Origin of the sequence: Lelliottia sp. 489 (genome assembly GCF_050435885.1) — a bacterium.
Classification (GTDB): domain Bacteria; phylum Pseudomonadota; class Gammaproteobacteria; order Enterobacterales; family Enterobacteriaceae; genus Enterobacter; species Enterobacter nimipressuralis.
Map to the genome: position 1 here is coordinate 1,201,681 of NZ_JBNDLC010000001.1, position 25,591 is coordinate 1,227,271.

A 25,591-nucleotide genomic window follows, 5' to 3' on the forward strand; every position below is an offset into this window, starting at 1 on the left:
GTTTGGTTATCAAGCTTTTGGTTTGTAGTTGCGCAGCGCGTTGCGCCCTAACACAACGCCAGAACCGATAATGCCGCCCAGCAGAACGGCCAGAATTAAAGCAATAGATTTCCTCGGGCTGTCACGGTAAAGAGGTAGATTGGGTTTCATCACATAGCGATAGGCGTGAATAGTCGAAGGATCAACATTAAGATTCTGAATATCTAACAGGTTCTGTTTAGTCTGATAATAGGCTTGAGAAAAGACCAGAGGGCGGGTCGATTCATGCTGAATCATTGAATTCAACGCTTCGCTACCCAACAGGAACATAGTGTCTTGAGTCACATCCTGAGTTTGTTGAATCTGTGGTGCTGTAATTTTGGCAGCTTGAGCAAATTTCAATGCTTCCACAATCTGTTTGATACGCAGGTCTTTTTGTTCCTGAGCCACTTTCTCTTGGTTTTGCAGGGAGTCGTTAAGTGTAGCAATTTGCTGTTTAATGTTGTCTTTAAGATCGACTTCCAGTTCTTTCGCCGTTTGCTCATCAACCTGTTGAATATACTGAGATAGTTGTTTCTGTGCAGCTTCAGCGGAAGATCCAACGTAAGTGACATTGAGTGGTAGTGTCTGACCTTTCACTGCCGCGTCAATCGTTAACTTCTCAGGATCTTCTTGATTATCAAGAGATTGGGCTAACGCAGCGAATGCCGAGTTGAAACGACCCACTACACGTAACTGAGTATCTAACATTGTTGGCGCAGCAGCACCGTAAAGAATGTTCAGAGCTGTGGTATAGCTGGCAATTTGCGCTGCATCGGGCTGAGTGATAATCGCTGTAGAGGTCCATTTCTCCTTTGCAAAGGTCAAATAAGCGACAGCGAGTACAATAGCGATAGCAACAAATGCAGCAATTATCCACTTCCCACGCCAAAGCTGCATGACTAAATCTATGAAATCAATCTGCTCAGGGTCATTCCGGTGAATGACCTCGTAATTGCTGTTCGGAGACATACAATCCTTAACGGTAAAATTAGCGCAAAAAAATATCTAGCTAGTCTATCGTGAACTGATAATTTTTCTATAAGAATCCGATGAGAATCTGCCGACTGGTGAAGTTTTGCTTACTCCACGCTTAGAGGTATGATGTGCGCCATAGGTTTTACGCTTAACAGATAGCAGTTTTGATTCTAAAGAGGATGGATATGAAATTTCTGGTCACTGGTGCAGCGGGTTTTATCGGCTCACACGTCAGTAAGCGTCTTTTAGACGCAGGGCATCAGGTTGTCGGTATCGACAATCTCAACGACTACTACGATGTCAACCTGAAGCAGGCGCGCCTGGATCTGCTGACATCCGGGAATTTCAGCTTTCACAAACTCGATCTGGCCGACCGCGAAGGCATGGCAGCCCTGTTTGCCGACGAGAAGTTTGACCGCGTCATCCATCTTGCCGCTCAGGCAGGCGTGCGTTACTCGCTGGAAAACCCGCATGCGTATGCTGATGCCAACCTTACCGGACATCTGAACGTACTGGAAGGTTGTCGCCATAATAAGGTTCAGCACCTGCTGTACGCCTCCTCGAGTTCGGTTTATGGCCTTAACCGTAAAATGCCCTTCTCGACCGATGATTCGGTAGACCATCCGGTATCACTTTACGCTGCGACCAAAAAAGCCAACGAGCTGATGTCGCATACCTATTCGCATCTCTATAACTTGCCTACCACCGGCCTGCGCTTCTTTACGGTGTACGGGCCGTGGGGCCGTCCGGATATGGCGCTGTTTAAGTTCACCAAAGCGATGCTTGAAGGCAAAAGCATTGATGTGTACAACTACGGCAAGATGAAGCGTGATTTCACCTACATTGACGACATTGCCGAAGCCATTATTCGTCTGCAGGATGTTATTCCACAGGCGGATGAAAGCTGGACCGTTGAAGCAGGCACGCCAGCAACCAGCTCCGCTCCCTATCGCGTCTACAACATCGGTAATAGCTCGCCTGTTGAACTGATGGATTACATTACAGCGCTGGAAGAAGCGTTAGGCATTGAAGCAGATAAGAATATGATGCCGATTCAGCCGGGTGATGTACTGGAGACCAGCGCGGATACCAAAGCGCTGTACGAGGTGATTGGCTTCAAACCTCAGACGTCTGTCAAAGAAGGCGTGAAGAATTTCGTCGACTGGTACCGTGACTTCTACAAGGATTAAAAACAACAATGCCCGGCAGTGCCGGGCATTTTCTCGATGCGTTTAGCAACAAAGATTAATCACTTCCGAACAGATCGCGGGTATAGACTTTATCCGCCACATCCGCCAGCTCTTCTGCCATACGGTTTGAAATAATTACATCGGCATCTTTCTTGAATGCGTCCAGATCGCGAATGACCCGTGAATGGAAGAACTCGTCTTCTTTCATCGCCGGTTCATAAATAATCACTTGCACGCCTTTCGCCTTAATACGCTTCATGATCCCCTGGATGGAGGATGCGCGGAAGTTATCTGACCCGCTCTTCATGATCAGACGATACACCCCCACCACTTTCGGCTGACGCGCCAGAATGGAGTCAGAGATGAAATCTTTACGCGTACGGTTTGCTTCCACAATCGCGGAAATCAGGTTGTTTGGCACCGTCTGGTAGTTTGCGAGCAGCTGTTTGGTATCTTTTGGCAGACAGTAACCGCCGTAACCGAATGACGGATTGTTATAGTGGTTGCCAATGCGCGGGTCCAGACAGACACCTTCAATGATCTGTTTGGTGTTCAGGCCCAGGCTTTCCGCGTAGCTGTCCAGCTCGTTGAAGAAGGCAACACGCATCGCCAGGTAGGTATTGGCGAAAAGCTTGATAGCCTCAGCTTCAGTGGTGTCGGTGAACAGCACATCAATATCTTTCTTGATCGCCCCCTCCTGCAACAGCGCCGCAAAGCGCTCGGCACGTGCAGAACGCTCACCAATAACAATACGCGATGGATACAGATTGTCGTAAAGAGCCTTACCTTCACGCAGGAATTCTGGAGAGAAGATCACGTTATCGATGCCCAGTTTCTCTTTAATTGACTGGGTGAACCCGACTGGGATAGTCGATTTGATGATCATCACGGCTTCAGGATTCAATGCCACTACATCTTTAATCACTGCTTCTACGCTGGAGGTGTTGAAGTAGTTGGTCTTAGGATCATAATCCGTTGGAGTGGCGATAATCACATAATCTGCACCGCGGTATGCGTCTTCTTTATCGGTTGTTGCGCGGAAGTTGAGCGGCTTGTTAGCCAGGTATTCCTCGATTTCTTTGTCAGCAATCGGGGAGATCTTCTGGTTAAGCATATCCACTTTGGCCTGTACGATATCCAGCGCCACCACTTCATGATTTTGTGCGATCAGAATACCGTTAGATAGACCGACATAGCCTGTTCCGGAGATTGTAATTTTCATTCGTTCTACTTCTTCAAGTATGAGTGTCAGGAGGCCTCTACAGTGCCACCGCTGTAAACAACTGTTGAGGTTTTTACCTCTTATGTTTATGCACTGTCAAGGCAAAGACCTTGCTACCGTAGCGGGATAACAGCGTCAATCATTCGGCAATTTTCGCATGAGACTGTGCAAAGCGAGGAGACACGGGGAAAGGAACAATAAAAAAGCCCGGTAACGATAACCGGGCCTTGCTATCAGACTGAGTTAAATCAGATTAATCCAGCCATTCGGTGTGGAACACACCCTCTTTGTCAGTACGCTTATACGTGTGTGCACCGAAGTAGTCACGCTGCGCCTGAATCAGGTTCGCAGGCAACACCGCCGCACGGTAGCTGTCGTAATACGCAACTGCTGCTGAGAAAGTCGGAACCGGAATACCGTTCTGGACCGCGTATGCAACAACATCACGCAGTGCTTGCTGGTAGTCGTCAGCAATTTTCTTGAAGTACGGTGCCAGCAGCAGGTTAGCAATGCCTGCGTTTTCCGCGTAAGCATCGGTGATTTTCTGCAGGAACTGGGCGCGGATGATGCAACCGGCGCGGAAGATCTTGGCGATCTCACCGTAGTTCAGATCCCAGTTGTTCTCGTCAGATGCAGCACGCAGCTGAGAGAAGCCTTGTGCGTAAGAGACGATTTTGCCCAAGTACAGAGCACGACGAACTTTCTCGATGAACTCAACTTTGTCAGCGGCAGGTTTAGCCTGTGGGCCAGACAGCACTTTAGACGCTGCAACGCGCTGCTCTTTCAGAGAAGAGATATAACGTGCAAACACGGACTCAGTAATCAGAGACAGTGGCTCACCAAGATCTAGAGAGCTCTGGCTGGTCCATTTACCGGTACCTTTGTTCGCCGCTTCGTCCAGAATCACATCAACCAGGTATTTCCCCTCTTCGTCTTTCTTAGTGAAGATGTCTTTGGTGATGTCGATCAGGTAGCTGTTCAGCTCGCCGGTGTTCCACTCAGTGAAAGTCTGCGCCAGCTCTTCGTTAGACATATTTAGGCCGCCTTTCAGCAACGAGTAGGCTTCAGCAATCAGCTGCATGTCGCCGTATTCGATACCGTTGTGAACCATTTTCACATAGTGACCCGCACCGTCTGGACCAATATAGGTCACGCACGGTTCGCCATCTTCTGCAACAGCGGCAATTTTAGTCAGGATAGGCGCGACCAGCTCATACGCTTCTTTCTGACCGCCAGGCATGATAGATGGGCCTTTCAGGGCGCCCTCTTCACCGCCAGATACGCCGGTACCGATGAAGTTGAAACCTTCCGCAGAAAGCTCACGATTACGACGAATGGTGTCGTGGAAGAAGGTATTACCGCCATCAATGATGATGTCGCCTTTATCCAGATAAGGCTTCAGGGAGTCGATAGCAGCATCAGTACCCGCGCCAGCTTTCACCATTAACAGGATACGACGCGGCGTTTCCAGGGATTCAACAAACTCCTGCACCGTATAGAAGGGAACCAGCTTCTTGCCAGGGTTCTCGGCAATCACTTCTTCGGTTTTTTCACGGGAACGGTTGAAAACGGAGACGGTATAACCACGGCTTTCGATGTTGAGCGCCAGGTTGCGCCCCATCACTGCCATACCGACAACGCCGATCTGTTGTTTGGACATTACATACTCCTGTCAGGTGTGGTCACCGCGACTTATGCGCGGCTTGAATGTGTTTATGATGTTAACCCAGTACTGGCCAAAATAAATAGCTTTTGTCGATCTATGTCACACTGAATGCACAATCCAGAAATGATCACCAGGCGTCTATTTTGACCTCAACCTGTCACTTTCTGAGCAATGCCAGAATCTCTTCTGTTTTTTCTTGCATTAGCGTTACATCCGCACGAGATTCGACGTTCAGGCGTACCACCGGCTCGGTATTGGACGAACGCAAATTGAACCTCCACTCAGGGAATGCCATGCTGATTCCGTCTGTATGATCAATCTCCTGCGCGTTTGGGGCGAAATACGCTTCCACACGGGCAATGGCCTCTGCCGGTGCCGCAAGTTTGCTGTTGATTTCGCCGCTCGCCGGGAACGCCGCCATGCGGTCGCGCACCAGTTCGCCCAGGGTCTGCCCCTTGAGGCACAGCAGCTCGGTCACCAGCAGCCACGGGATCATCCCGCTGTCGCAGTAGGCAAAATCACGGAAGTAGTGATGGGCGCTCATCTCGCCGCCGTAAATGGCGTCTTCTTCGCGCATGCGCTCTTTAATGAACGCGTGACCGGTCTTCGACATCACCGGCGTGCCGCCCGCAGCGCTGACCACATCGACGGTGTTCCAGGAGAGACGCGGGTCGTGAATGATTTTCGCCCCCGGGTTTTTCTCAAGGAAGGCTTCAGCCAGCAGGCCGACAATGTAATAGCCCTCGATAAACTGGCCTTTTTCATCGAAGAGGAAGCAGCGGTCGAAATCGCCGTCAAAGGCAATCCCCATATCCGCGCCGTGCTCGATTACCGCGTTGCGGGTATCGTCGCGGCACTCTGGCAGCAGCGGGTTCGGGATCCCGTTCGGGAAGTTGCCATCCGGGGTGTTGTGGACTTTCACAAAGGTGACCGGCACGTTCAGCGCCTTAAAGCGGGCTTCAAGGGCGTCCACCACCGGACCGGCCGCGCCGTTGCCGGAGTTAATCACCAGCTTCAGCGGCTTGAGGTTTGCCACGTTGATATACCCCAGCAGATGGTCGATATACGCGTTGCGCAGATCAATCTGCTGATAGCTGCCGCGCGCGGCCTCGTTCACCGGCGGGAAGTCGTTGGCTTCCGCCAGACGCTGCACGTCGCGCAGCCCGGTGTCGCCGCTGATCGGGCGCGCGCCTTCGCGCACCAGCTTCATGCCGTTGTAATCCATCGGATTATGGCTGGCCGTGACTTCGATGCCGCCGTCCACGCCCAGGTGGAAAGTGGCGAAATAGATCTCTTCGGTGCCGGACAGGCCGATATCAAGCACATCCACACCGGCGTCCTGCAGCCCTTTAGCCAGCGCCAGTTTCAGCGCTTCACTGGTGAGACGCACATCGCCGCCGAGCACAATGGTTTTCGGTTTCAGGTATTCGCCATACGCGCGGCCAATGCGCCACGCGATATCTTCATTCAGCTCTTCACCCAATTTGCCGCGAATATCGTAGGCTTTGAAACAGGTTAATTTTTCCATATTCAGATTCGTCCATAACGATCAGCGAAACGTACAATATCATCCTCGCCTAAATACGCACCTGATCTAACTTCAATCAGATCGAGAGGGATTTTACCAGGATTCTCCAGGCAATGTTTGGCTCCAAGGGGAATAAAGATAGATTCATTTTCGCCAACAAACTTGATTTGATCGTTTATCGTCACTTTCGCAGTACCAGAAACAATAATCCAATGTTCAGCACGATGGTAGTGCATTTGTAACGACAATCCTTCACCAGGCTTAACGGTTATATGTTTAACTTGGTATCTCGTTCCTGTATCGATTGAGTCGCATTTGCCCCAGGGCCTGTAAACCTCGCGATGAACATGATGTTCCTGACGACCTGTTGCTTTCAATTCTTCAACTACATCTTTAACGCCCTGGCATGATAAACGGTCTGCAATAAGAACTGCATCTTTAGTCTGAACTACAATAATGTCTTTAACACCTATGGTGGTGACGAGCGCTGATTCAGCCAATATATAGCAGTTTTCAGAACTGTGGCTTATAACGTCTCCATGAAGAACATTATTATTAGAGTCTTTATCATTGATTTCCCAGAGAGAAGACCAGGAACCAACATCACTCCAACCAGCATCAAGAGAAACCACAACCCCTTTGTGCGTTTTTTCCATTACAGCATAATCGATAGATTCAGATGGACACTGTGAAAAAAGTTCAGGATCTACTCGCATGAAATCTAAATCAGTACGTCCAAAACTCATTGCTTCATGACAGAAATCGTGAATATCGTTCCTGTATTTCTTTAATTCCTCAAGATATGTGGAAGCACGGAACATAAACATACCGCTGTTCCATAAATATCTCTTGTCTGCAATGTATTCTTGAGCCTTTTCGAGCGTGGGCTTTTCTTTAAACTCAGCAATTTCAAATGCATTATCGGTGATCGTATCTCCAGCTTGGATATACCCGTAGCCAATTTCAGGATGAGTTGGTATTACTCCAAAAGTAACTAATTGCCCTTTTTCAGCCAACGGTAACGCTATATTAATAGCTGATATAAAGCTATCAACGCTCTTGATTACATGATCGGCAGCCAGAACAAGTAATATCGGATCTTCATCTGAATGTAAAAGCTTATTCATTGCGTAAAAAGCTGATAATGCAACAGCAGGAGCTGTATTTTTTCCTGAAGGCTCTAAAATGATGCCTCCAGGTTCAATGCATTTTTCTCGTAACTGTTCCGCGACTAAAAAACGATGTTCCTGATTACACACGATAATAGGTGGCGCATGCGGGACATCATCAAGGCGAATAATTGTATTTTGCAGTAAACTGTTATCGTTAATTAATGATAGGAATTGTTTGGGATGTTGATTTCTTGAAAGAGGCCAGAGTCTGGAACCTGAGCCTCCAGCGATAATTATCGGTTGAATCATTTTATTTACCTACGAGACCTAAAAATGCAGCAGTTATTGAATCCCATGTAAATTTAGATTCAACATATGAAATATTATTAACATTATTATTCTCACTGCTCCTTGCTAAATGCATTCCATACAAAATACTTTTAACATCATTTGGTTCAAAATAAAATGCATGTTCTTCTGCAATTTCTTTAAAGACTTCGATGTTACTACAAGCAACATTACATCCAAAATACATTGCTTCGATTATTGGCATTCCAAAGCCTTCGTAAAAAGAAGGGCTAACAAAACAATAAGTTCGTTCATAAATATCTTTGAGTTCTTCTTCTGTAATTGTCTCAATGAAAACCACTGAGTCCATTAGTCCAAGCTCAACAACTAGCTTTTCAATACTCTGCCTATAACCTAAATCACGCCCAACAAGATAAAGAGATGCATTGGAATTAATATGCTTTATATACTCTGAAAATGCTTGAACCAGATTAATGTGGTTTTTTCTTTTTTCATAAGTAGCGATGTATAAAAAATCAATATCTCTCTGCTTGTGTTCCCGTGTCGTAACTTCAATACCATTATAGGAAACAGAAATTTTATTTGGATTGATATTACAATATTCAACCAATTGTTTTTTAGTAAAATGACTAACGGTTAGAATATTAGGTACATTTTTCCACTGAGCCCGCTGAATATAGCTTGCTATTTTCTTTAAAACAGCACGGTTGTAGTCGGTAAAATTACGAATGTCATGGACAAGTTGGAAATATTTATTTTTATTGGAAAACCATAGAGGCACAGGCATAAAATCGTTAATAATTACGCCTTTAGATTTTAAGAAAATATATGTCAGATGAAAGCAATACAACACTCTGCGAATTGATGCTGGTATATTATCGTAACGTGGCAAGGTAATAACATTAGAAGTCCAATCAGGATTTTCACCTGCCCTAACAATCACTGTCAAAGAGATGTCTTTTTGTTCCAAAAGGGTTTTCCCAAAATAGTCAAACCGTTTATTAGCGCCTGTTACTCTTTTTGTTTCGTAATATAATGAGCAGAGTATAATATTCAAAACTAACCTCTTGAAGAAAGTACAATATTAAAATATCTTTTCTATATTAATTTTTAATGGTCGCGAGGTACTCATCAATAATAATATTTTCATCAAACTTATTCATAGCTAAACAGCGAGCTGATTTTTTCATTTTTATAAATGATTCAGGATTCATTTGAATAACTTTTTCTAAAGCATTGACCAAAGCTTCGAGGGATTTAGGTTCGCAAAGAAAGCCAGTTATCCCATCAATCACAGCATCTTTACATCCGATATTATTAGTGGTTATAACAATTTTTCCACAAGCAGCCGCTTCCAAAAGAGACTTTGGAACGCCTTCGCGATAGAACGAAGGGAGAACCACGCAATCATATTCAGCAAGAACACTTGCAACATTATCGGAGTGCCCGAGGTAATTTAATAGCCCTGCGTCTACCCATTTAGATATTTCATCTCGATGTATAGCAGATGGGTTAGAATCTAATATAGGTCCCAGGAGAGCAAATTCTGCTGTAGGATATTTTTCACGGATGATTCGGGCCGCTTCGGCGTACAGTTTGACTCCTTTCTGCTCAATTAATCTGGCGACCAAGATAAATTTAATGTCTTTCTCTTTAGTCATTCTAGTTGTATTGAATGCTTCAAGGTTGACACCAGACCCAAGTATTCGGCGAGATTTTTCCTTTTTTACTAAATTACTTTTAGTAAAAAGAAGCATATCTTCTTCATTCTGGAAGAAAACTATATCAGCTCGTTTCTGAGAAAATTTATAAAGAAAATGAAGGATTTTCTTTTTTAAACCATCGTCAACAAACGCAGTACCGAGACCAGCAATATTATTAACAACCCTCAACGAAGGTAAGAGATAGGATACGAACGCCCCATAAATATTTATTTTCGGTGTAAAATTATAGACAACATCAGGTTTTATAGTGATATATAGATATAATAAATGTAGTATGGTAACCATATCCTGCAGAGGATTCAAAGAATTACTATGCAAAAAGAGATGATGTTTTCGCACCCCTAAATCAATCAATTTATTTGTGTAAGCATCATCAGGCGCAATAATATGAACTTCATGACCAAGTTCGATAAATCTCTTTATTGTGTTTTTCCTGAAATTGTATAAGTACCAACTCGTATTTGCCGAAAAGATTACTTTCATTAGTATAGTCTGCTCATTTAATATAAATTTTATTTTTCTATTAGATTTTTTATTAACAACATTTTCACTAATGATGTTGATAATTTTTTTCGTATGCAAATGCGATTTTTTACAACAAATAAGAAAAACTTTAATTTGTTCTCTCTGACTGAGAAATAATCAATAAATATTTTTTTGTCCTTGGCAGAAATAGTTTTATTTTCGGAATGCCAAAAATCAACAAATAGTTGATCGGTATGTTTATTAATTAAAAAAGATTTCCCATCAAAAACAATATATTTTTTTAATCGTGATATAAAGGTGTTACCGTTAAATCCAAGCACATTGTTTTGGTGCTGTCTGTACTTAAATAATGGTTTATTATAGAAGAATATTTTCCCATAGCATATGGCATAAAGGCTTAATACCTGATCATGCATATACCAATAAAAATCACTCCGAAGTGCTTTTTCATATAAATTGCGATTGATTATCATAGCGCATCCCTGGACACCACCATTCATCAGTATCATGTCTTCAAGATTTCTTACTTTAATACTATTGTTTGTGAACTTAATTTCCGAAGATAACAAATTTTGATCAACAACCAAACCAGGGGCATAAGCAATACATGGAATATTAGCAGGGAAGGTTTTATTTGCATAAGAGACTAACTCTTCTATTTTATTAACTTCCCAAACATCATCTTGGTCAGCGATGAAAACATACTCCGATGAACATTGTTCGAGTAGTCTTTTAAAATTTTCACCAACACCGTTGGATGAATAATCGTCTTCTATTAAGTGAAGACGATTATCTTTTTTTTGGAGTTCTAATATAACACTTTTTGTATTGTCCGTGGAACCGTCATCACGGACTAAAACTCGAATATCTCTATAAGTCTGATTTAAGATGGAACACACCTGTTCTTTTATATATTTTTCGCCATTGTATGTTGCAACGATCACATCAACAATCATGAAAGGAAAGCCTCTTGTATTTAGAGCGATTTTATTAACTGCGCAGGAATACCACCTACAATACAATTGGAAGGAAAACTCTTAGTCACAACGGAATTTGCCCCAACGATAACATTGCAACCTAGTGTTACACCTGAAAGGATTTTTGCGTTATCACCAATCCAGCAATTATCGCCAATTTCTGTATGCCCTTTTATTACTAACTCTCGTTTTTTTGGCACAATATTTTTATATTCAATACCATATCCATGATTATGATCGGTAATTAAAACATCGCTTCCAATTAGACATCCATTTCCTATTTTTACAGATAATTTTGCAGCGACATGTACATTCTGGCTTAGTGAAACTTCGTCACCAATAATTATTTTTCCATCACCTATAGCATCAATCCATGACTGGTTTCCAATAAGCACTCTGTTTCCAATAACAAAATTATTAGTTCCAGAGAGAGTTACATTTCGCCCAATGTTTAAATTTTTTGTATTAAATATAAAGCTATAAATTTTGCTTCTTATGCGTCGATATACCGAGGGAATACCTCGCAAAAGCAAGATAGCTAATTTTTCATTTCGCATATACGTTCCTGAATTCTTTCCGTTTTTTTAATTCAATATGTTTCAAACAAATTGTCATAAAAATCATAGCTTTCAAGATGGTAGCACTCACATAGATTAAAATTTTCAAATACAGTCCAAAAGACAGTAAAAGACAAATCAACAATACAAAGTAATAAAAATAGTTCTTTTTATCAAGACTGAAATAATCGAAAAAAATACGACCTGTAATCACAGCCAAAATACTGGTTATGCATACTCCTAGCAATCCATAGGCTACATAGTTAATTACAAACGCAGAATCCGAAGAGCGCCCAATTTGGGACGTGACTTCATCTCCATCACCTATAAAGAAGTTATCACCAAATAATATGTTACTTATGTGAGGAATGAAGAGGTGGTTATTAATAAGATCATCAGTTGAATTAGTTTCAACTCGACCCTGAAACACATTGACAATTAATTCGAATGCAAAACTGATAACTCGCACTATCAACTCACTATCAGTGAAAGTCAGCACCATGATAATTCCAGTTATGGCTAAGATTGCAAAGTTAACGAGCAAGCCATATTGTTTATTAAAAATTGACAAAAGAATAAAAAAGGCTATTAAAAAGAATAGGCCAGTACGTCCACTAATTACTACAAGTAAAAAGAGCAAGCCAATGAATAAATACAGCCATGATTTTGATCGTGTTGTTCTTCCCTGAAAAAACACTGCAAATGCTAAAAATATTAATAATGCATATGAAACAGATGTATCCCAAATAGACATTGCTTTTAGCCCAATAGCTCTGTTACTTTTTTGAGCCCATTCATACCAATAGCCATCTGTTGCTGTAAGATCCAAATACCACATTCGAAATGAATCATTCATCATTTGAAATAAGCTAAGTAGCAATACTCCTGTAAGAAATATCATTACTCCAAAAAATAATTTTTCTGCTGACAACCGACTTGCTATATAGTCAACTGTTATCGCAAAAAAAATAAAAGATATCGCAGCTTGAATTACCCTTTTAAATTGTAGATCGATAAAGAGCGCATCACCTATATTAGCAAACGTATATTGCATCAAAGAGAGAAAAAATAACGCAATCATCAAAGACAAATATATATAGTATTTTTTTGTTATTTGAATTAGATGTCCAAACCTTGATAATTGATGCTGTGACATATAAATAATAAGTAAGCAAGCCCCCCATGCGAAAGATATATGTGAAGTACTTAAAGTTCCAAATGGAGTTTTATATGCACCACCGAATATAGTAAATAAAATCAACCATAACCCAATAATACTCGAGATATTTATCCTGGATCGCATTATGTTAGCTCAACTCTGAAAGGATTTGCTATTTTGATAAAACATTCCTGAAATTTGAAATGATAAACTTTGCATTCGAGATACACTTCACGCCTAGCAACCCTACTAATCCATACGCTTTTTTAATATTTTGATTGGCATTAGTATTATCAAATGTATAATTTCTTTTTTTATCAATAATAGTTCGATAATACCAAATAATCACAAAACGATAATACATATCTCTTTTGACTTTTTGAAAAGTTTTTTTTGTAATTGTATTTTCTTTAACTTTCTCATAAAGAATGTTAAGAAATAAAATGCAAAAATTATAAAATATGTTGTATCCGCCTTTCTTATTAACATTGATGTTCTCAAACATTATTTCATCGACAATGCAATATTTCTTGTTATTAGTCTGAAGAAGAACACTTGTGTGCGGGAACATTTCATCAACATCTTGCGGTTCTGACCGAAGTTTTTGTAATTGCTCTCTCCAGATTGCAAATGATGAACTCCATGTTATCAAATAACTGGCATGACTAACAAAATCATCAAGGCTGTCACAACATATCGTTTTTTTTGAAAATTTTAACTCACCGTTTGTAAAAAAAAGAATTGGCTTTATTTCAACATGTTTAACAGCATATTCAAGCAAAGACTTAAATTTTCCACGTTTAAATGCTGAGTAATCGTTATGTAATTTTAACAATTCCCCATCACCGAGTCTTAGTGCTTGAATAGAATTATAGAAACCGCTCACAGGATTTCTATAATACTTTATATTATATCCGTTTGCTTGTAACTCTTTTGCATATTTTTCAGTATGGTCATTATCGGAATTATCGGAAATTATGATTTGAAACAGCGAATTATCAACATCATCATCTATTATAGAATTAATTGTAGTTTTAATATAATCCAGTCTATTTTTTGTCGGTATGCATATTGATAAATAAATCATACTTTCCCTTTAACTTGTTTGATAACAACATAACAGAATATCAATGTAATAATTATTTCGATCACTAACGCAGCATACGAAACTCCCAAATATGAACCATAGTATGATGCAATGAACATTAGTGGTAACCCCAAACTACCTATAAGAACATAAGTAAGTCCAAAAACTTTACTTAGACCCAATGGCAGCATAATTTGAACACCCAGCATATTTGCTATCGCGACTATTGAGGGAATCCAAACAAGTACTTTTAAAACTGCTGCAGATTCTAAATGATCAGGACCGAATGCAAGGTTAATAATATGATCAGCTAAAAAGTAACTAACTGTGCTACCTAAGATCATGAAGGCACAAAGAAATACTGATACTCGCCTAACAAATATAACACCCTTCGATAATGATTCAGCAATCAAACGATTCGATCTTGGATATATAGCCTGAGAAACAGGCCCAATTAAACCTTGCAATGCTTGTTTCAATTTATCTGCTGCATTGTAAATCCCTACTGCTTCAGCCCCCGCATTAAACCCGAGGATAAGCGGAATACTGGTCGTGTACATGCTGACGAAAAAAGTAGATAAAAATATGCTCCATCCAAGCTTTAACTGTTTCTTCATTTCAATTAGTGTTGGAAAAACAAAGTATATAAACCCGCCAAATCTTGCTTTCGAAAATGCAAAAGTAGCTGCAATTAAACCTGTATAACTCTGAACCATTATCGCCAAATTAATATCAGATTTTTTGTGAACCAAAATAAATATTAGTGCCAACCCGAGAAGTTTGGCTATTAAATTACTGATAGCAATCCAGTGCATTCTTTCATATCCCTGGAATAACCATACTGGAAAGAAAGAAGTACCAATAACAATACCCATTCCATTAATGAATAGCCAAACGTTATCCTTATAATTAACATTATTAAGAACAAAAATAAGCAACATTGAGAATGATATTATTGCAATGATGATTTTACAACAAATTATCGCGCAAAATATTTGTGAAACTTTATCTTTATTCTCAACATTCAATGCTATCTGCCTGCTTGCTGAAAGATTGAATCCATAGTCTGTCAGGATAACAAGATACTGTATAACAGCCAATATGATACTATAAGTTCCAAATCCATCAAGTCCCAGCGTACGAACAAGATAAGGAACCGTAATCAAAGGTATTAAATAATTAACACCCTGGATGCTGAACATTGAAAAAATATTTTTTAGAATCGACCTTTCCATATAATTTCTCGTAAAAGCTAAAATTCTACGGATTGGATTTGTCTAGCAACCTTATCTTTTTCAGATAAAATTAATTGAGAGGTTTCAATTGGCCAGTTTATATTCACTGAAGAATCATTCCAAATAATACCTCTTTCATGCTGAGGTGAATAATAATTCGTGGTTTTATAGACAAATTCGGCTTCTTCACTTATCGTAACAAACCCATGAGCAAACCCCTCAGGAATCCATAACTGTCTTTTATTCTCAGCGGAAAGATACACTCCCACCCACTTTCCAAAAGTCGGTGAGCTTTTGCGAATATCAACAGCCACATCAAAAACTTCCCCAGCAACGCAACGCACAAGTTTACCCTGCGCATGTGGCTCCAGTTGATAGTGCAGTCCGCGCAATACTCCTTTACTGGATTTGGAATGATTGTCTTGAACGAATTCCACCTTGCGACCTACCGCCTCTTCAAACACTTTCTGGCTGAAGCTTTCAAAGAAAAAACCACGATCATCACCAAATACTTTCGGTTCAAAAATCAAAACATCTGGAATATCAGTCTTAATCACATTCATTGCTTAATAGCCTTTAATCATTTTCAGCAGGTACTGACCGTATGCATTTTTCTTCAACGGCTCTGCCAGTTTCTTAACCTGATCAGCGTCGATAAAACCTTTACGATACGCAATTTCTTCCGGGCAGGAAACTTTCAGTCCCTGACGCTCTTCTATGGTGGCAATGAAATTGCTCGCTTCTATCAGGCTCTGATGTGTACCGGTATCAAGCCAGGCATAACCGCGTCCCATCATGGCAACTGAAAGACGCCCCTGCTCCAGATACATACGGTTGATATCCGTGATTTCCAACTCACCGCGCGCAGAAGGTTTCAGGTTTTTAGCCATTTCTACAACATCGTTATCGTAGAAATAGAGACCCGTTACGGCATAGTTACTCTTAGGCTCCAGCGGCTTTTCTTCCAGGCTGATAGCCTTACCGTTTTTATCAAACTCCACAACGCCATAGCGTTCAGGGTCGTTAACGTGATAGGCAAATACCGTCGCACCATCATCTTTATTCAGGGCTGCTTCGAGCTGTTTAGGCAGATCGTGGCCATAGAAAATATTGTCGCCCAGCACCAGCGCGCAGCTATCGTCACCAATGAACTCTTCTCCAATAATAAAGGCCTGCGCCAGACCATCAGGACTAGGCTGCACTTTATATTGCAGGTTCAGCCCCCACTGGCTGCCATCGCCGAGCAGTTGCTCAAAGCGCGGCGTATCCTGCGGTGTACTGATGATCAGAATATCTTTAATTCCAGCCAACATCAGTGTCGACAATGGATAATAAATCATCGGTTTATCATAGATAGGCAGCAATTGTTTACTTACCGCCATTGTCACAGGATAAAGACGAGTGCCAGAACCACCAGCCAGAATAATACCTTTACGCGTAGTCATCATTTTTCTCTATAAACGCAAAATGCCCTCTAAAGGGCATTTAAAATAATTAAATAGATTGAGCGGTAAATAGCTCAGCGAGCATACGTTTCACGCCAATATCCCAGGACGGCAATACCAGATCAAAGTTCCGTTGGAACTTTTCGGTGTTCAGGCGTGAATTTTGCGGTCGTTTTGCCGGAGTCGGATACGCTGATGTCGGAACGGCATTCAATTTTTCGATTGCCAATTCAATACCCGCTTCTCGAGCTTGTTCCAACACCAGTGCGGCGTAGTCGTACCAGGTGGTGGTATTTGATGCCACAAGGTGATATAGCCCCGCCACTTCGGGTTTTGCCAGCGCCACACGAATAGCGTGCGCGGTACAATCAGCTAACAGCTCAGCTCCCGTAGGGGCGCCAATCTGATCGTTGATCACTGATAGCTCAGTCCGCTCTTTTGCCAGGCGCAGCATCGTTTTAGCAAAGTTGTTCCCTTTACCGGCGTATACCCAGCTGGTGCGGAAAATCAGATGCTTAGCACAATTCGCCTGCAGCGCATTTTCGCCGTTGAGTTTAGTCTGACCATAAACGTTCAGCGGTTCCGTTGCATCGGTTTCCTGCCAGGGCGTCTCGCCGTCGCCTGGAAAGACGTAATCGGTGGAGTAGTGAACAACCCAGGCACCAATCTTGGCAGCTTCTTTTGCAATCGCTTCAACACTTGTTGCATTCAGTAGCTCAGCGAAATCTCGCTCGGATTCGGCCTTGTCCACCGCGGTATGTGCGGCTGCGTTGACGATCACATTAGGCTTAATCGCACGCACCGTCTCGGCAATACCTTCAGGGTTGCTAAAGTCACCGCAATAGTCTTTGGACTGGACATCCAGGGCGATGAGATTGCCTAGGGGAGCGAGGGCGCGCTGTAATTCCCAACCCACCTGCCCTGTTTTACCAAACAGGAGAATGTTCATTACTGGCGCTCTCCATAATTCTGCTCAATCCAGGTTTTATAAGCGCCACTTTTAACGTTATTCACCCAATCCTGATTGCTGAGATACCACTCAACTGTTTTGCGGATCCCGCTCTCAAACGTCTCTTGCGGTTGCCAGCCCAGTTCTTGACCAATTTTATGTGCATCGATTGCATAGCGGCGGTCGTGTCCCGGACGGTCGGTCACATAAGTGATCTGATCGCGATAGGAGCCGTCTTTCGGTACGATTTCATCCAACAGATCGCAGATGGTATGAACCACATCAAGGTTTTGTTTCTCGTTATGGCCGCCAATGTTGTACGTCTCACCCGGCTTACCTTGAGTGGCTACGGTATAGAGAGCACGGGCATGATCTTCAACATATAGCCAGTCACGAATCTGATCGCCTTTGCCATAAATCGGCAATGCTTTACCGTCCAGAGCGTTGAGGATAACCAGCGGGATCAGTTTTTCCGGGAAATGATAGGGACCGTAGTTGTTAGAACAGTTAGTCACAATGGTTGGGAAACCATAAGTACGCAGCCATGCGCGAACCAGATGATCGCTTGACGCTTTGGACGCGGAATACGGGCTGCTCGGCGCATAAGCCGTTGTTTCAGTGAACAGCGGCAGCTCGGTTGAAGCCGGGTGATCATCAGGATGGGGCAGATCGCCATACACTTCGTCAGTCGAAATATGATGGAAGCGGAATGCGGCTTTTACATCTTCATTCAACGCAGACCAGTATGCGCGCGCGGCTTCCAGCAGTACATAAGTCCCGACTATATTGGTTTCGATAAATGCCGCAGGCCCCGTAATGGAACGATCCACGTGGCTTTCAGCAGCCAAATGCATGACAGCATCAGGTTTGTGCGCAGCAAAAATGCGCTCCATCGCCGCTTTATCGCAGATGTCTGCCTGCTCAAATGCGTAACGCTTGCTGTCACTCACTTCTGCAAGTGATTCCAGGTTACCGGCATAGGTCAACTTATCAACGTTAACCACTTCATCCTGGGTATTTTTAATAATATGCCGCACAACTGCAGAGCCAATAAAACCAGCACCGCCAGTAACAAGAATTTTCACGTTAGCTATTCCGTTGATTGAATATATCGGGATATTGATGTTCTGAATTCAGAATAATATGAGCGAAAACAGAAAATATGCACGCTACCGCCCCTGGCTTAACAGCTACCAGTGCACTGAGTACATTCGCAAGATGTGTTCACTTATGGTCATTTTTCGGACGTTAGGCGTAACTGGACAACCATAGAAGTCTGTTAATTGTCGTCCTTATCGACGACAGAAACAAGTAGAAATCCTTATCAAGTCGCCCAAAAAAACAACAGCTAACTTATTGTAATGTGAGAACTTTAAAAACAAAAAACGGCAACGAGCATTCTTGAGGATTTGCCTTCACTCAGAATGATCGGTTGCCGCTACTTTCGTGCTGCGCGCTTACGAGGCCTGTAGAATCACTCGCTCGTCAGCAGTTTCTCAATGCTCTTACGGAACTTCGCCCCTTCCTTCAGGTTGCGCAGTCCATAGTTCACAAACGCCTGCATATAGCCCATTTTCTTACCGCAGTCGTAGCTGTCACCGGTCATCAGCATTGCATCCACCGACTGTTTTTTCGCCAGTTCTGCAATGGCATCCGTCAGCTGAATACGGTCCCAGGCACCGGGTTCCGTTTTTTCCAGCTCGGCCCAGATATCAGCGTTCAGCACGTAGCGGCCCACCGCCATCAGGTCAGAAGCCAGTGTCTGCGGCTGATCGGGTTTTTCGATGAATTCAACAATACGGCTCACCTGCCCTTCTGAATCCAGCGGCTCTTTGGTTTTAATCACAGAGTACTCAGACAGATCGCCTTTCATGCGTTTCGCCAGCACCTGGCTACGGCCCGTTTCATTGAAACGCGCCACCATAGCGGCGAGGTTATAGCGCAGCGGATCGGCTGAAGCATTGTCCAGAATGATGTCTGGCAACACCACGATAAACGGGTTGTCACCGACAACCGGACGCGCGCAGAGAATGGAATGCCCAAGACCCAGCGGCTGTGCCTGGCGCACGTTCATGATGGTCACCCCTGGCGGGCAGATAGACTGCACTTCGGCCAGAAGCTGACGCTTAACGCGCTGCTCAAGCAGCGCTTCGAGTTCATAAGAGGTGTCGAAGTGGTTCTCTACCGCATTCTTGGAAGAGTGAGTCACCAGAACGATTTCTTTGATCCCTGCAGCAACAATCTCGTCGACGATGTACTGAATCATCGGCTTGTCAACGATCGGCAGCATCTCTTTAGGAATCGCTTTTGTGGCTGGCAGCATATGCATGCCCAAGCCCGCTACCGGAATGACTGCTTTCAAATTAATCATTATTTCTTCCACCTTAAAATGGTTGCCGAATTATAGCTGTTAAACCCGTTTTCGCCAGCATGTTTTACGGTAATTCAGGACTTGATGGTACGCTTTAGACCCACAAATTACAGTAGTTGTTGTCCGAATACGTCACAGTTTTGACACAGAATAATCGCAAAATGGCTGACGCAGACTCTATCTGTGGGGCAGTTTGAAGTTCAGCCTCTCCACATTCACCACCTGCTGATCCACCCGGTCGATATCCACCGAACTCTGCCCTTTTTCATTCACCGCATGGATATTCGCCAGTGAGAGCAAGGTTTCATCTTTCGCCATAAACTTGCCGCGCACGTCTTTGCGCAGGTCAAAATTCATCTTCAGCGCGGGCCCGACTGTCGCCTGCTGCATCACGTTTATGTTGCGTAAAAACAGGTGCTGCGGTTTGTTGTGCAACTCAAGCGTCGCGCGCTGCATCTCCACGTTGGTGATGGCGACAAACGAGGTCGCGTTGCCCGATGAAATCTGTATGCCGCGCAATTTGTACGCCAGCTGTCGATTATCCAGGCGGATATTGTTGAGTCTGAAGTTTTGCGGAATCGACAGGTAATCGCCCTTAACCACCCCGTAACCGATCAGCATCCCGGCGCTGTTGACCATATCAACATTATCGATGACAAAGTTATCGCAGCCATAAATCGCCACCGTGGCGTTATCAATCCCGGCTTTTTTACTGAAATCCGGGGTGATGTTTTTGGCTTTCACATTACGAATAATAAAGTGCTTACCGTTTTCCACATGCACCAGTTGCCGACAGTTACTGCCCGTAATGTTCGCCACCACAAAGTTCTTCACGGTCTGCTTTTCCGGGTAGTCGTTATCGTAGGTACTCCCGGCGAGGCCAATGCCGATGCCCCAGTTAATCTTGCCGTTGGTACAGTTGATATTGTCGATCACATGGTCGGAGATCAGGATATTGCGGTCGTTAATGGCGACGTTCCATTCGATCGCATCGCCCTGCAAATGGCTGAAACGGCTGTTCGTGATCCGCGCGCCATCGACCTGATTATGGAATCCCTGACGCAGAATGGCGTAGTTGGCCTGCGACACGCTGATGTTATCGATCAGCAAATTCCGCATCACCCGCGGTTTTTTACCGCCGATGTAAATCTGCGTCACCGGGCCAAAGCCGCTCATTGCCAGCCCCTGGATCACGCAGTCAGAGCCGCGCACATCCAGGGTGATGTTTTCCGTGCGGCCCTTCCCTTCGCCGATCACTTTGCTGCCTTCCTGTAACACAAAGCGCCCGCGCCCGTTGCCGGTGAGCGCCCCGCGAATCAGCAGGGTTTTACCATCGGGGATAAATATCCCGGTGTTGATGTTCTCGCAGGTGAGTCCCACCGGAACCACCACCGTATCGCCGTCGACAAAAGCCTGCTTAAAAGCAGCGATCCAGTCCTTGCGATTGTACTGGCTGATATCGACCGTGCCGCTGCCCGCCGCGCGTGCGAGACGTGTCGTGAGCAACGGCGTCGCGACCAGCAGCGAGCAGGCGGTCACAAAGTTGCGTCGGGTTATTTTTTTCAGCATACCACCTCGGCTTATAGCGTTTGTAACAGGCTCGCTAACTGACGATTTATTACCTGCTGATTAAATTCGGTTTCGACTTTTTGCCGCGCGTTATGCAGCACGGGCGCCAGCTCCTGCTGGTCGATATCGCTGAACGCGGCCAGCCTGTCGGCAAGCGCGACCGCGTTATTTTCCGGCACCAGCCAGCCGGAATGGCCAGGCTCGATCAGCTCCGGGATGCCGCTGTGCACGGTGGAGACCACCGGAATACCCACCGCCATCGCCTCCATCAAGGCCACAGGAATTCCCTCCATATCGCCATCTGCGCCAGTCACGGACGGCAGCAGGAACACATCGGCGTCGTCGAGCATGGCTTTGACTTCATGACTCGGCTTAAAGCCCGGCATCTCAACAAAACCTTCCAGCTGGTATTGCTCGATCAACGTGCGCAGGCGGCGCTCCCACGGGCCAATCCCGAGAATGCGATAGTGAAAATCCACCCCACGCGCCCTGAGCTGACGGCAGGCTTCAATCGCCACGTGCAGCCCTTTTTTCTCGGTGAGACGCGCCACAGAGATAATTTGCAGCGGTTTACCCGGCACTTTCACCGGGCGCTGGGTAAAGCGCTCCATGTTCACGCCCATCCGCGACACGGTGATTTTATCGGACGGACAGCCCATGTTTTTCAGCCGTCCGGCCCAGAGTTCGCTGATCGGCAGCATCATGTCGCCGCGACGAAACAGCTGCTGATATTCACCGGTGTAATGGTTCAACACCTCATGGCTGGAGATGTCGATCCCGTGGAAAATGGTCGCGATTTTGCCGTCAATCACCCCCAGCTCGCGCAGTTTTGCTGCCGTCACGCCTGCCGGGCCAAAGTGGGCTATAAACACATCAGCGCGAAATGGACGGGCCGTTTGCCCGCGAATCGAGGAGAGGATCAGGTTGCGCGCTTCAGCGCCGTAGCGGGAAACGTTGAGCGCCCGCCAGGTTGATGTGCGATGCAGCCCGCGCAACGTCTGGCCTGCACGGTAGCGCAGCTTCGCCAGGCGGCCCTGTGGCTCATCCTGCAGCCAGCGGGTTTTCGCCGCAAGATCATACTGCGTCCAGGCCGCATGGGTATTCTGCGTATCGCCCTTTTGCAGGGCGACAATCTCCACGTCATGTCCCATATCGATAAACGCGGTGATTTGGTTCAGCACAAAGGTCTCCGACGAGAGCGGGAATTTCAGCAAGAAGAAACCAACCTTCATTTGCCCTCCCCGATGCGATCGAGGACGGATTTGACCATACTAATCCCGTTTTCCCGCTCGGCTTTCACCGCGTGCGCCAGACGTTCATTAATTGCCGGAAGCTGGCCGAGCGTATCGCCCACCATCGCGCCCAGGGAACCGTCCAGCAGATGGCGAATATCCACCGCCATCTCCGGCATGCCCAGCTGCTGCATAATGCCCGCCGATTTGTGTTCATAGTTGATGGCGATAGCTGGCGTGCCAAAGTTCATGGAGATGATCGCTGAGTGCAGGCGCGTGCCCACCGTCAGGTCGCAGGCCGAAAGCAGCTTGCCCATCTCCAGATCGTTAAGCTCATCCATCACCACGTGGTAGCGCGACGGATCGTTCACGAGGTTGCGCAGGTTCAGCGCCACCATCCGGTCATCTTTGTTGTAGCTGTCGATGCCCGTACAGGTGGAAAGCGCCAGCACCTGATAGCCGCTGTCGAGCACGCGGTTCACCACGTCGGCGAACGCCTGCTCGTAAGCCGCCTGAGTGGTGCCCAGACGCTTATCGAACGGCGCCAGTTCACGCAGGGTAATAGCCACGGTTTTCTGTTTCGCCGCCATGTTCAGCCAGTGCTGAACCGCATAGCTGGCCTCAAAGTTATCGTTCTGATGATCCACCAGCCAGGCCGTATCCACCCCGTGCTCAACTTTCGAGGTATCAATTTCACTGCGCTTCATCAGATCCAGACTCACGGATTCACGCAGGATCAGCGCATCGCAGTGGCCAAACACATAGTTCGCCAGCTGGTTAAACTGCGGGTCCTGGAATGGCCCGACGCTGTGGCCAATCATAAACAGCGGCTTTTTCGCCATAAAGGTGCAGAGCGCATGCTCGAACTGCGGCACGCCGTAGAGATCGACAAAGAACGACCCGCCAACCTGAATAATGGCGTCATAGCCCGACAGCAGGCGCACAAAATCGGTAAAACCCTGGGCGATAGCAATGTTGCGCAGCTTGCCGGTGTCGGTGACACGCGACAGCAACACCTGATGCTGATAACGGCGACGCAGCACTTTTTTCACGCGGCCCACAACGCCTGCGGCGGTGTTGTGCTGTTTCATCTGGCTGTAGAGCGGATCGCCCATCACCGGGCGGTTGAGTAACCACGACGAGCTCACCGGATAGCGGCTCATCACATCCACTTCTGTCTCAGGCTCGAGTGTGTTAATGGCATCCAGCAGGCCGCGCAGAATGGCGCTGTCGCCACGGTTGCCGCAGGTATGGTTGCCCAGAATCAGTAATTTCATAATGACCTCTTAAAAAAAATCAGCCTGCACGAAGCAATGTTTTCATTTTTTCGCTGCGACAAAACTGGCGCTTCATCTCAACCACCAGCGCATTACGGGACAGCACAATCATCACCACAAACGCCAGCGCACCTGCGGCGATCTGTACCGCCAGCAACGCGCCCAGCGGCAGATGTCCGTTGAGTACAAATCCTAATCCGTAGCTCACAGCCAGCGTCGGCAGCGACAGATAAAACGGCAGCCACAGGCTCAGGATGTACTGGCGATAGCTGGAGCCAAGCACCGGTTTAATCATCACGAAGTAGCTCAGCACGGTGTTGATTATCTGCACCAGCAGGAAGCCAAGCGTTACGCCAATCGCGCCCGCCATGTGCCCACCGACGATAATCGCCGGAATAAACAGGAACGTTTTAAAGACGTTGAATTTGAAGCTGATATCGACGCGCGCTTTGGCCATCAGCAGGGAACCAATCGGGTTACCGACAGAACGCAGCAGGCCCACCACGCACAACAGCTGCAGGATCGGGATAATCCCGCTCCACTTCTCGCCAAACACCAGCGGAACAAAATTATTGGAGACCACCATCAGCCCGAGCAGCGCTGGGAAGTTAATAATCCCCACCACCGACAGCAGCTTGTAGAAGTTCACACGCAGCTTGTCCGTGTCGTCCTGAATTTTGGCAAACGCCGGAAACAGCACGCGAGTAATGATCGGATTGAGTTTCATCGGCGGAACAACCGCCACGTTGTACGCCAGGTTATAGCCACCCGCGACGCTGGCACCGAGAATACGTGCCAGCACCAGCGTGGAGAGATTGGTATTCACGTAGTTGATAATGCTGTCGGCAGTCAGCCACGCGCCGAAACGCAGATTGGAGGAGACAGACGCCAGCGAAAAGTGAAAACCGGGACGGTAAATCTTTCGGCCAAAGAAGCCGAACAGCAACGTACGCACCGCCGTATTGACCAGATACCCGAGGATCGCCGTCATCGCCAGCGGCCAGAAATGGGCGCTGACCACGGTGAAGGTAAAACCTGCCAGCACCGAGGTAGTCTCGATCATGCCGATCTTGTTGAACTCCAGCTCTTTTTGCATCAGCGCGCGGAACTGCTGACCGTGCGGGATCACCACAAAGGCAAACGACAAGGTGCGGATAAGCGGCGCGAGATCCGGGTTATTCAGCACATCGCCGATAACGTCACTCAGCAGAAACACCGCCACAAACACCGCAATCCCCAGCCCGACGTTCAGCCAGTAAAGGGTCGTGAGTTCAAGATGACTGATCTCTTTGCGCTGAATAATCGAGTTGGCAATGCCGAAGTCCGACAGGGTATCCGCCAGCGCGATAATCACCAGCGAGACCGTCAGCAGGCCGAACTGGTGATTATCAATAATCCGCGCCAGCACCGTCATCTGCACCAGCCCGAGGCCGATGATGATGATGGTGGCCATCGCCGACCACTTGGCCCCGCTGATGGTTTTTTCACGTAAACTCATGA

22 protein-coding genes are annotated in these 25,591 nt (G+C 45.7%); 1 reads left to right on the forward strand and 21 read right to left on the reverse strand.

What is annotated here, in order from left to right; all coding sequences use genetic code 11:
- Positions 1 to 9: 9 nt before the first annotated feature.
- Positions 10 to 990 carry an LPS O-antigen chain length determinant protein WzzB gene (gene wzzB / locus ABIE11_RS06015; protein WP_123427465.1) on the reverse strand — a complete coding sequence of 327 codons (981 nt, stop codon included), beginning with the start codon at positions 988 to 990 and terminating at the stop codon, positions 10 to 12.
- A 191-nt stretch (positions 991 to 1,181) separates the two neighbouring features.
- On the opposite strand from wzzB, the gene ABIE11_RS06020 reads away from it, so the two are divergent.
- The gene (locus ABIE11_RS06020; protein ID WP_429184126.1) at positions 1,182 to 2,186 is read left to right on the forward strand and encodes an NAD-dependent epimerase; all 1,005 of its coding nucleotides are present in this window, start codon (positions 1,182 to 1,184) and stop codon (positions 2,184 to 2,186) included.
- A gap of 55 nt (positions 2,187 to 2,241) precedes the next feature.
- Here the strand turns inward: ABIE11_RS06020 and ugd are convergent, their stop codons facing one another.
- From ugd to wzxC, 20 genes are all read right to left on the reverse strand, one after another.
- The gene (ugd, locus tag ABIE11_RS06025; protein ID WP_102104071.1) at positions 2,242 to 3,408 is read right to left on the reverse strand and encodes a UDP-glucose 6-dehydrogenase; all 1,167 of its coding nucleotides are present in this window, start codon (positions 3,406 to 3,408) and stop codon (positions 2,242 to 2,244) included.
- A 253-nt stretch (positions 3,409 to 3,661) separates the two neighbouring features.
- Positions 3,662 to 5,068 (reverse strand): NADP-dependent phosphogluconate dehydrogenase, encoded by a 1,407-nt coding sequence (gene gndA, locus ABIE11_RS06030; protein ID WP_429184127.1) that lies wholly within the window; start codon positions 5,066 to 5,068, stop codon positions 3,662 to 3,664.
- Positions 5,069 to 5,231: 163 nt separating this feature from the next.
- Entirely contained in the window at positions 5,232 to 6,602 is a 1,371-nt protein-coding gene (cpsG, locus tag ABIE11_RS06035; protein WP_429184128.1) for a colanic acid biosynthesis phosphomannomutase CpsG, read from the reverse strand.
- 2 nt (positions 6,603 to 6,604) lie between these two features.
- Entirely contained in the window at positions 6,605 to 8,023 is a 1,419-nt protein-coding gene (locus ABIE11_RS06040; protein WP_429184129.1) for a mannose-1-phosphate guanylyltransferase/mannose-6-phosphate isomerase, read from the reverse strand.
- Between the two features lies 1 nt (position 8,024).
- Entirely contained in the window at positions 8,025 to 9,080 is a 1,056-nt protein-coding gene (locus ABIE11_RS06045) for a glycosyltransferase family 4 protein (protein ID WP_429184130.1), read from the reverse strand.
- Between the two features lie 46 nt (positions 9,081 to 9,126).
- The gene (locus ABIE11_RS06050; RefSeq protein ID WP_429184131.1) at positions 9,127 to 10,230 is read right to left on the reverse strand and encodes a glycosyltransferase family 4 protein; all 1,104 of its coding nucleotides are present in this window, start codon (positions 10,228 to 10,230) and stop codon (positions 9,127 to 9,129) included.
- 29 nt (positions 10,231 to 10,259) lie between these two features.
- Positions 10,260 to 11,189, reverse strand: a complete 930-nt coding sequence (locus ABIE11_RS06055) for a glycosyltransferase (protein ID WP_248858955.1) — start codon at positions 11,187 to 11,189, stop codon at positions 10,260 to 10,262.
- A 20-nt stretch (positions 11,190 to 11,209) separates the two neighbouring features.
- A complete protein-coding gene (locus tag ABIE11_RS06060) occupies positions 11,210 to 11,767 on the reverse strand; it encodes an acyltransferase (protein ID WP_123427451.1) in 558 nt (185 codons plus the stop codon).
- Complete coding sequence (locus ABIE11_RS06065) at positions 11,757 to 13,028, reverse strand: hypothetical protein (protein WP_429184132.1); 1,272 nt, start codon at positions 13,026 to 13,028, stop codon at positions 11,757 to 11,759. The genes ABIE11_RS06060 and ABIE11_RS06065 overlap by 11 nt, the downstream gene beginning before the upstream one ends.
- 70 nt (positions 13,029 to 13,098) lie before the next feature.
- Entirely contained in the window at positions 13,099 to 14,013 is a 915-nt protein-coding gene (locus ABIE11_RS06070) for a glycosyltransferase (protein ID WP_429184133.1), read from the reverse strand.
- Positions 14,010 to 15,248: a flippase gene (locus ABIE11_RS06075; protein ID WP_123427448.1), complete on the reverse strand. Its 1,239-nt coding sequence runs from the start codon at positions 15,246 to 15,248 to the stop codon at positions 14,010 to 14,012. The genes ABIE11_RS06070 and ABIE11_RS06075 overlap by 4 nt, the downstream gene beginning before the upstream one ends.
- 17 nt (positions 15,249 to 15,265) lie before the next feature.
- Positions 15,266 to 15,811, reverse strand: a complete 546-nt coding sequence (gene rfbC, locus ABIE11_RS06080; RefSeq protein WP_429184134.1) for a dTDP-4-dehydrorhamnose 3,5-epimerase — start codon at positions 15,809 to 15,811, stop codon at positions 15,266 to 15,268.
- Between the two features lie 3 nt (positions 15,812 to 15,814).
- The gene (gene rfbA / locus ABIE11_RS06085; RefSeq protein WP_429184277.1) at positions 15,815 to 16,693 is read right to left on the reverse strand and encodes a glucose-1-phosphate thymidylyltransferase RfbA; all 879 of its coding nucleotides are present in this window, start codon (positions 16,691 to 16,693) and stop codon (positions 15,815 to 15,817) included.
- A gap of 49 nt (positions 16,694 to 16,742) precedes the next feature.
- Positions 16,743 to 17,642 carry a dTDP-4-dehydrorhamnose reductase gene (rfbD, locus tag ABIE11_RS06090; RefSeq protein ID WP_429184135.1) on the reverse strand — a complete coding sequence of 300 codons (900 nt, stop codon included), beginning with the start codon at positions 17,640 to 17,642 and terminating at the stop codon, positions 16,743 to 16,745.
- A complete protein-coding gene (gene rfbB, locus ABIE11_RS06095) occupies positions 17,642 to 18,727 on the reverse strand; it encodes a dTDP-glucose 4,6-dehydratase (protein WP_429184136.1) in 1,086 nt (361 codons plus the stop codon). The genes rfbD and rfbB overlap by 1 nt, the downstream gene beginning before the upstream one ends.
- A 389-nt stretch (positions 18,728 to 19,116) precedes the next feature.
- On the reverse strand, positions 19,117 to 20,013 hold the full coding sequence (gene galF, locus ABIE11_RS06100) for a GalU regulator GalF (RefSeq protein ID WP_102104084.1): 897 nt from the start codon (positions 20,011 to 20,013) through the stop codon (positions 19,117 to 19,119).
- A gap of 177 nt (positions 20,014 to 20,190) precedes the next feature.
- On the reverse strand, positions 20,191 to 21,582 hold the full coding sequence (gene wcaM / locus ABIE11_RS06105; protein WP_429184137.1) for a colanic acid biosynthesis protein WcaM: 1,392 nt from the start codon (positions 21,580 to 21,582) through the stop codon (positions 20,191 to 20,193).
- A gap of 11 nt (positions 21,583 to 21,593) precedes the next feature.
- Positions 21,594 to 22,814 carry a colanic acid biosynthesis glycosyltransferase WcaL gene (wcaL, locus tag ABIE11_RS06110; RefSeq protein ID WP_429184138.1) on the reverse strand — a complete coding sequence of 407 codons (1,221 nt, stop codon included), beginning with the start codon at positions 22,812 to 22,814 and terminating at the stop codon, positions 21,594 to 21,596.
- Positions 22,811 to 24,091, reverse strand: coding sequence for a colanic acid biosynthesis pyruvyl transferase WcaK (gene wcaK / locus ABIE11_RS06115; protein WP_429184139.1), 1,281 nt, complete (start codon positions 24,089 to 24,091; stop codon positions 22,811 to 22,813). The genes wcaL and wcaK overlap by 4 nt, the downstream gene beginning before the upstream one ends.
- 19 nt (positions 24,092 to 24,110) lie before the next feature.
- Positions 24,111 to 25,589, reverse strand: a complete 1,479-nt coding sequence (gene wzxC / locus ABIE11_RS06120; protein WP_420171027.1) for a colanic acid undecaprenyl disphosphate flippase WzxC — start codon at positions 25,587 to 25,589, stop codon at positions 24,111 to 24,113.
- Positions 25,590 to 25,591 lie beyond the last annotated feature (2 nt).

Coding starts and splice junctions, on each gene's coding strand:
- wzzB (WP_123427465.1), bottom strand. CDS start 990: ATGTCTCCGAACAGCAATTACGAGGTCATTCACCGGAATGACCCTGAG.
- ABIE11_RS06020 (WP_429184126.1), top strand. CDS start 1,182: ATGAAATTTCTGGTCACTGGTGCAGCGGGTTTTATCGGCTCACACGTC.
- ugd (WP_102104071.1), bottom strand. CDS start 3,408: ATGAAAATTACAATCTCCGGAACAGGCTATGTCGGTCTATCTAACGGT.
- gndA (WP_429184127.1), bottom strand. CDS start 5,068: ATGTCCAAACAACAGATCGGCGTTGTCGGTATGGCAGTGATGGGGCGC.
- cpsG (WP_429184128.1), bottom strand. CDS start 6,602: ATGGAAAAATTAACCTGTTTCAAAGCCTACGATATTCGCGGCAAATTG.
- ABIE11_RS06040 (WP_429184129.1), bottom strand. CDS start 8,023: ATGATTCAACCGATAATTATCGCTGGAGGCTCAGGTTCCAGACTCTGG.
- ABIE11_RS06050 (WP_429184131.1), bottom strand. CDS start 10,230: ATGAAAGTAATCTTTTCGGCAAATACGAGTTGGTACTTATACAATTTC.
- ABIE11_RS06055 (WP_248858955.1), bottom strand. CDS start 11,189: ATGATTGTTGATGTGATCGTTGCAACATACAATGGCGAAAAATATATA.
- ABIE11_RS06060 (WP_123427451.1), bottom strand. CDS start 11,767: ATGCGAAATGAAAAATTAGCTATCTTGCTTTTGCGAGGTATTCCCTCG.
- ABIE11_RS06070 (WP_429184133.1), bottom strand. CDS start 14,013: ATGATTTATTTATCAATATGCATACCGACAAAAAATAGACTGGATTAT.
- ABIE11_RS06075 (WP_123427448.1), bottom strand. CDS start 15,248: ATGGAAAGGTCGATTCTAAAAAATATTTTTTCAATGTTCAGCATCCAG.
- rfbC (WP_429184134.1), bottom strand. CDS start 15,811: ATGAATGTGATTAAGACTGATATTCCAGATGTTTTGATTTTTGAACCG.
- rfbA (WP_429184277.1), bottom strand. CDS start 16,693: ATGACTACGCGTAAAGGTATTATTCTGGCTGGTGGTTCTGGCACTCGT.
- rfbD (WP_429184135.1), bottom strand. CDS start 17,642: ATGAACATTCTCCTGTTTGGTAAAACAGGGCAGGTGGGTTGGGAATTA.
- galF (WP_102104084.1), bottom strand. CDS start 20,013: ATGATTAATTTGAAAGCAGTCATTCCGGTAGCGGGCTTGGGCATGCAT.
- wcaM (WP_429184137.1), bottom strand. CDS start 21,582: ATGCTGAAAAAAATAACCCGACGCAACTTTGTGACCGCCTGCTCGCTG.
- wcaL (WP_429184138.1), bottom strand. CDS start 22,814: ATGAAGGTTGGTTTCTTCTTGCTGAAATTCCCGCTCTCGTCGGAGACC.
- wcaK (WP_429184139.1), bottom strand. CDS start 24,091: ATGAAATTACTGATTCTGGGCAACCATACCTGCGGCAACCGTGGCGAC.
- wzxC (WP_420171027.1), bottom strand. CDS start 25,589: ATGAGTTTACGTGAAAAAACCATCAGCGGGGCCAAGTGGTCGGCGATG.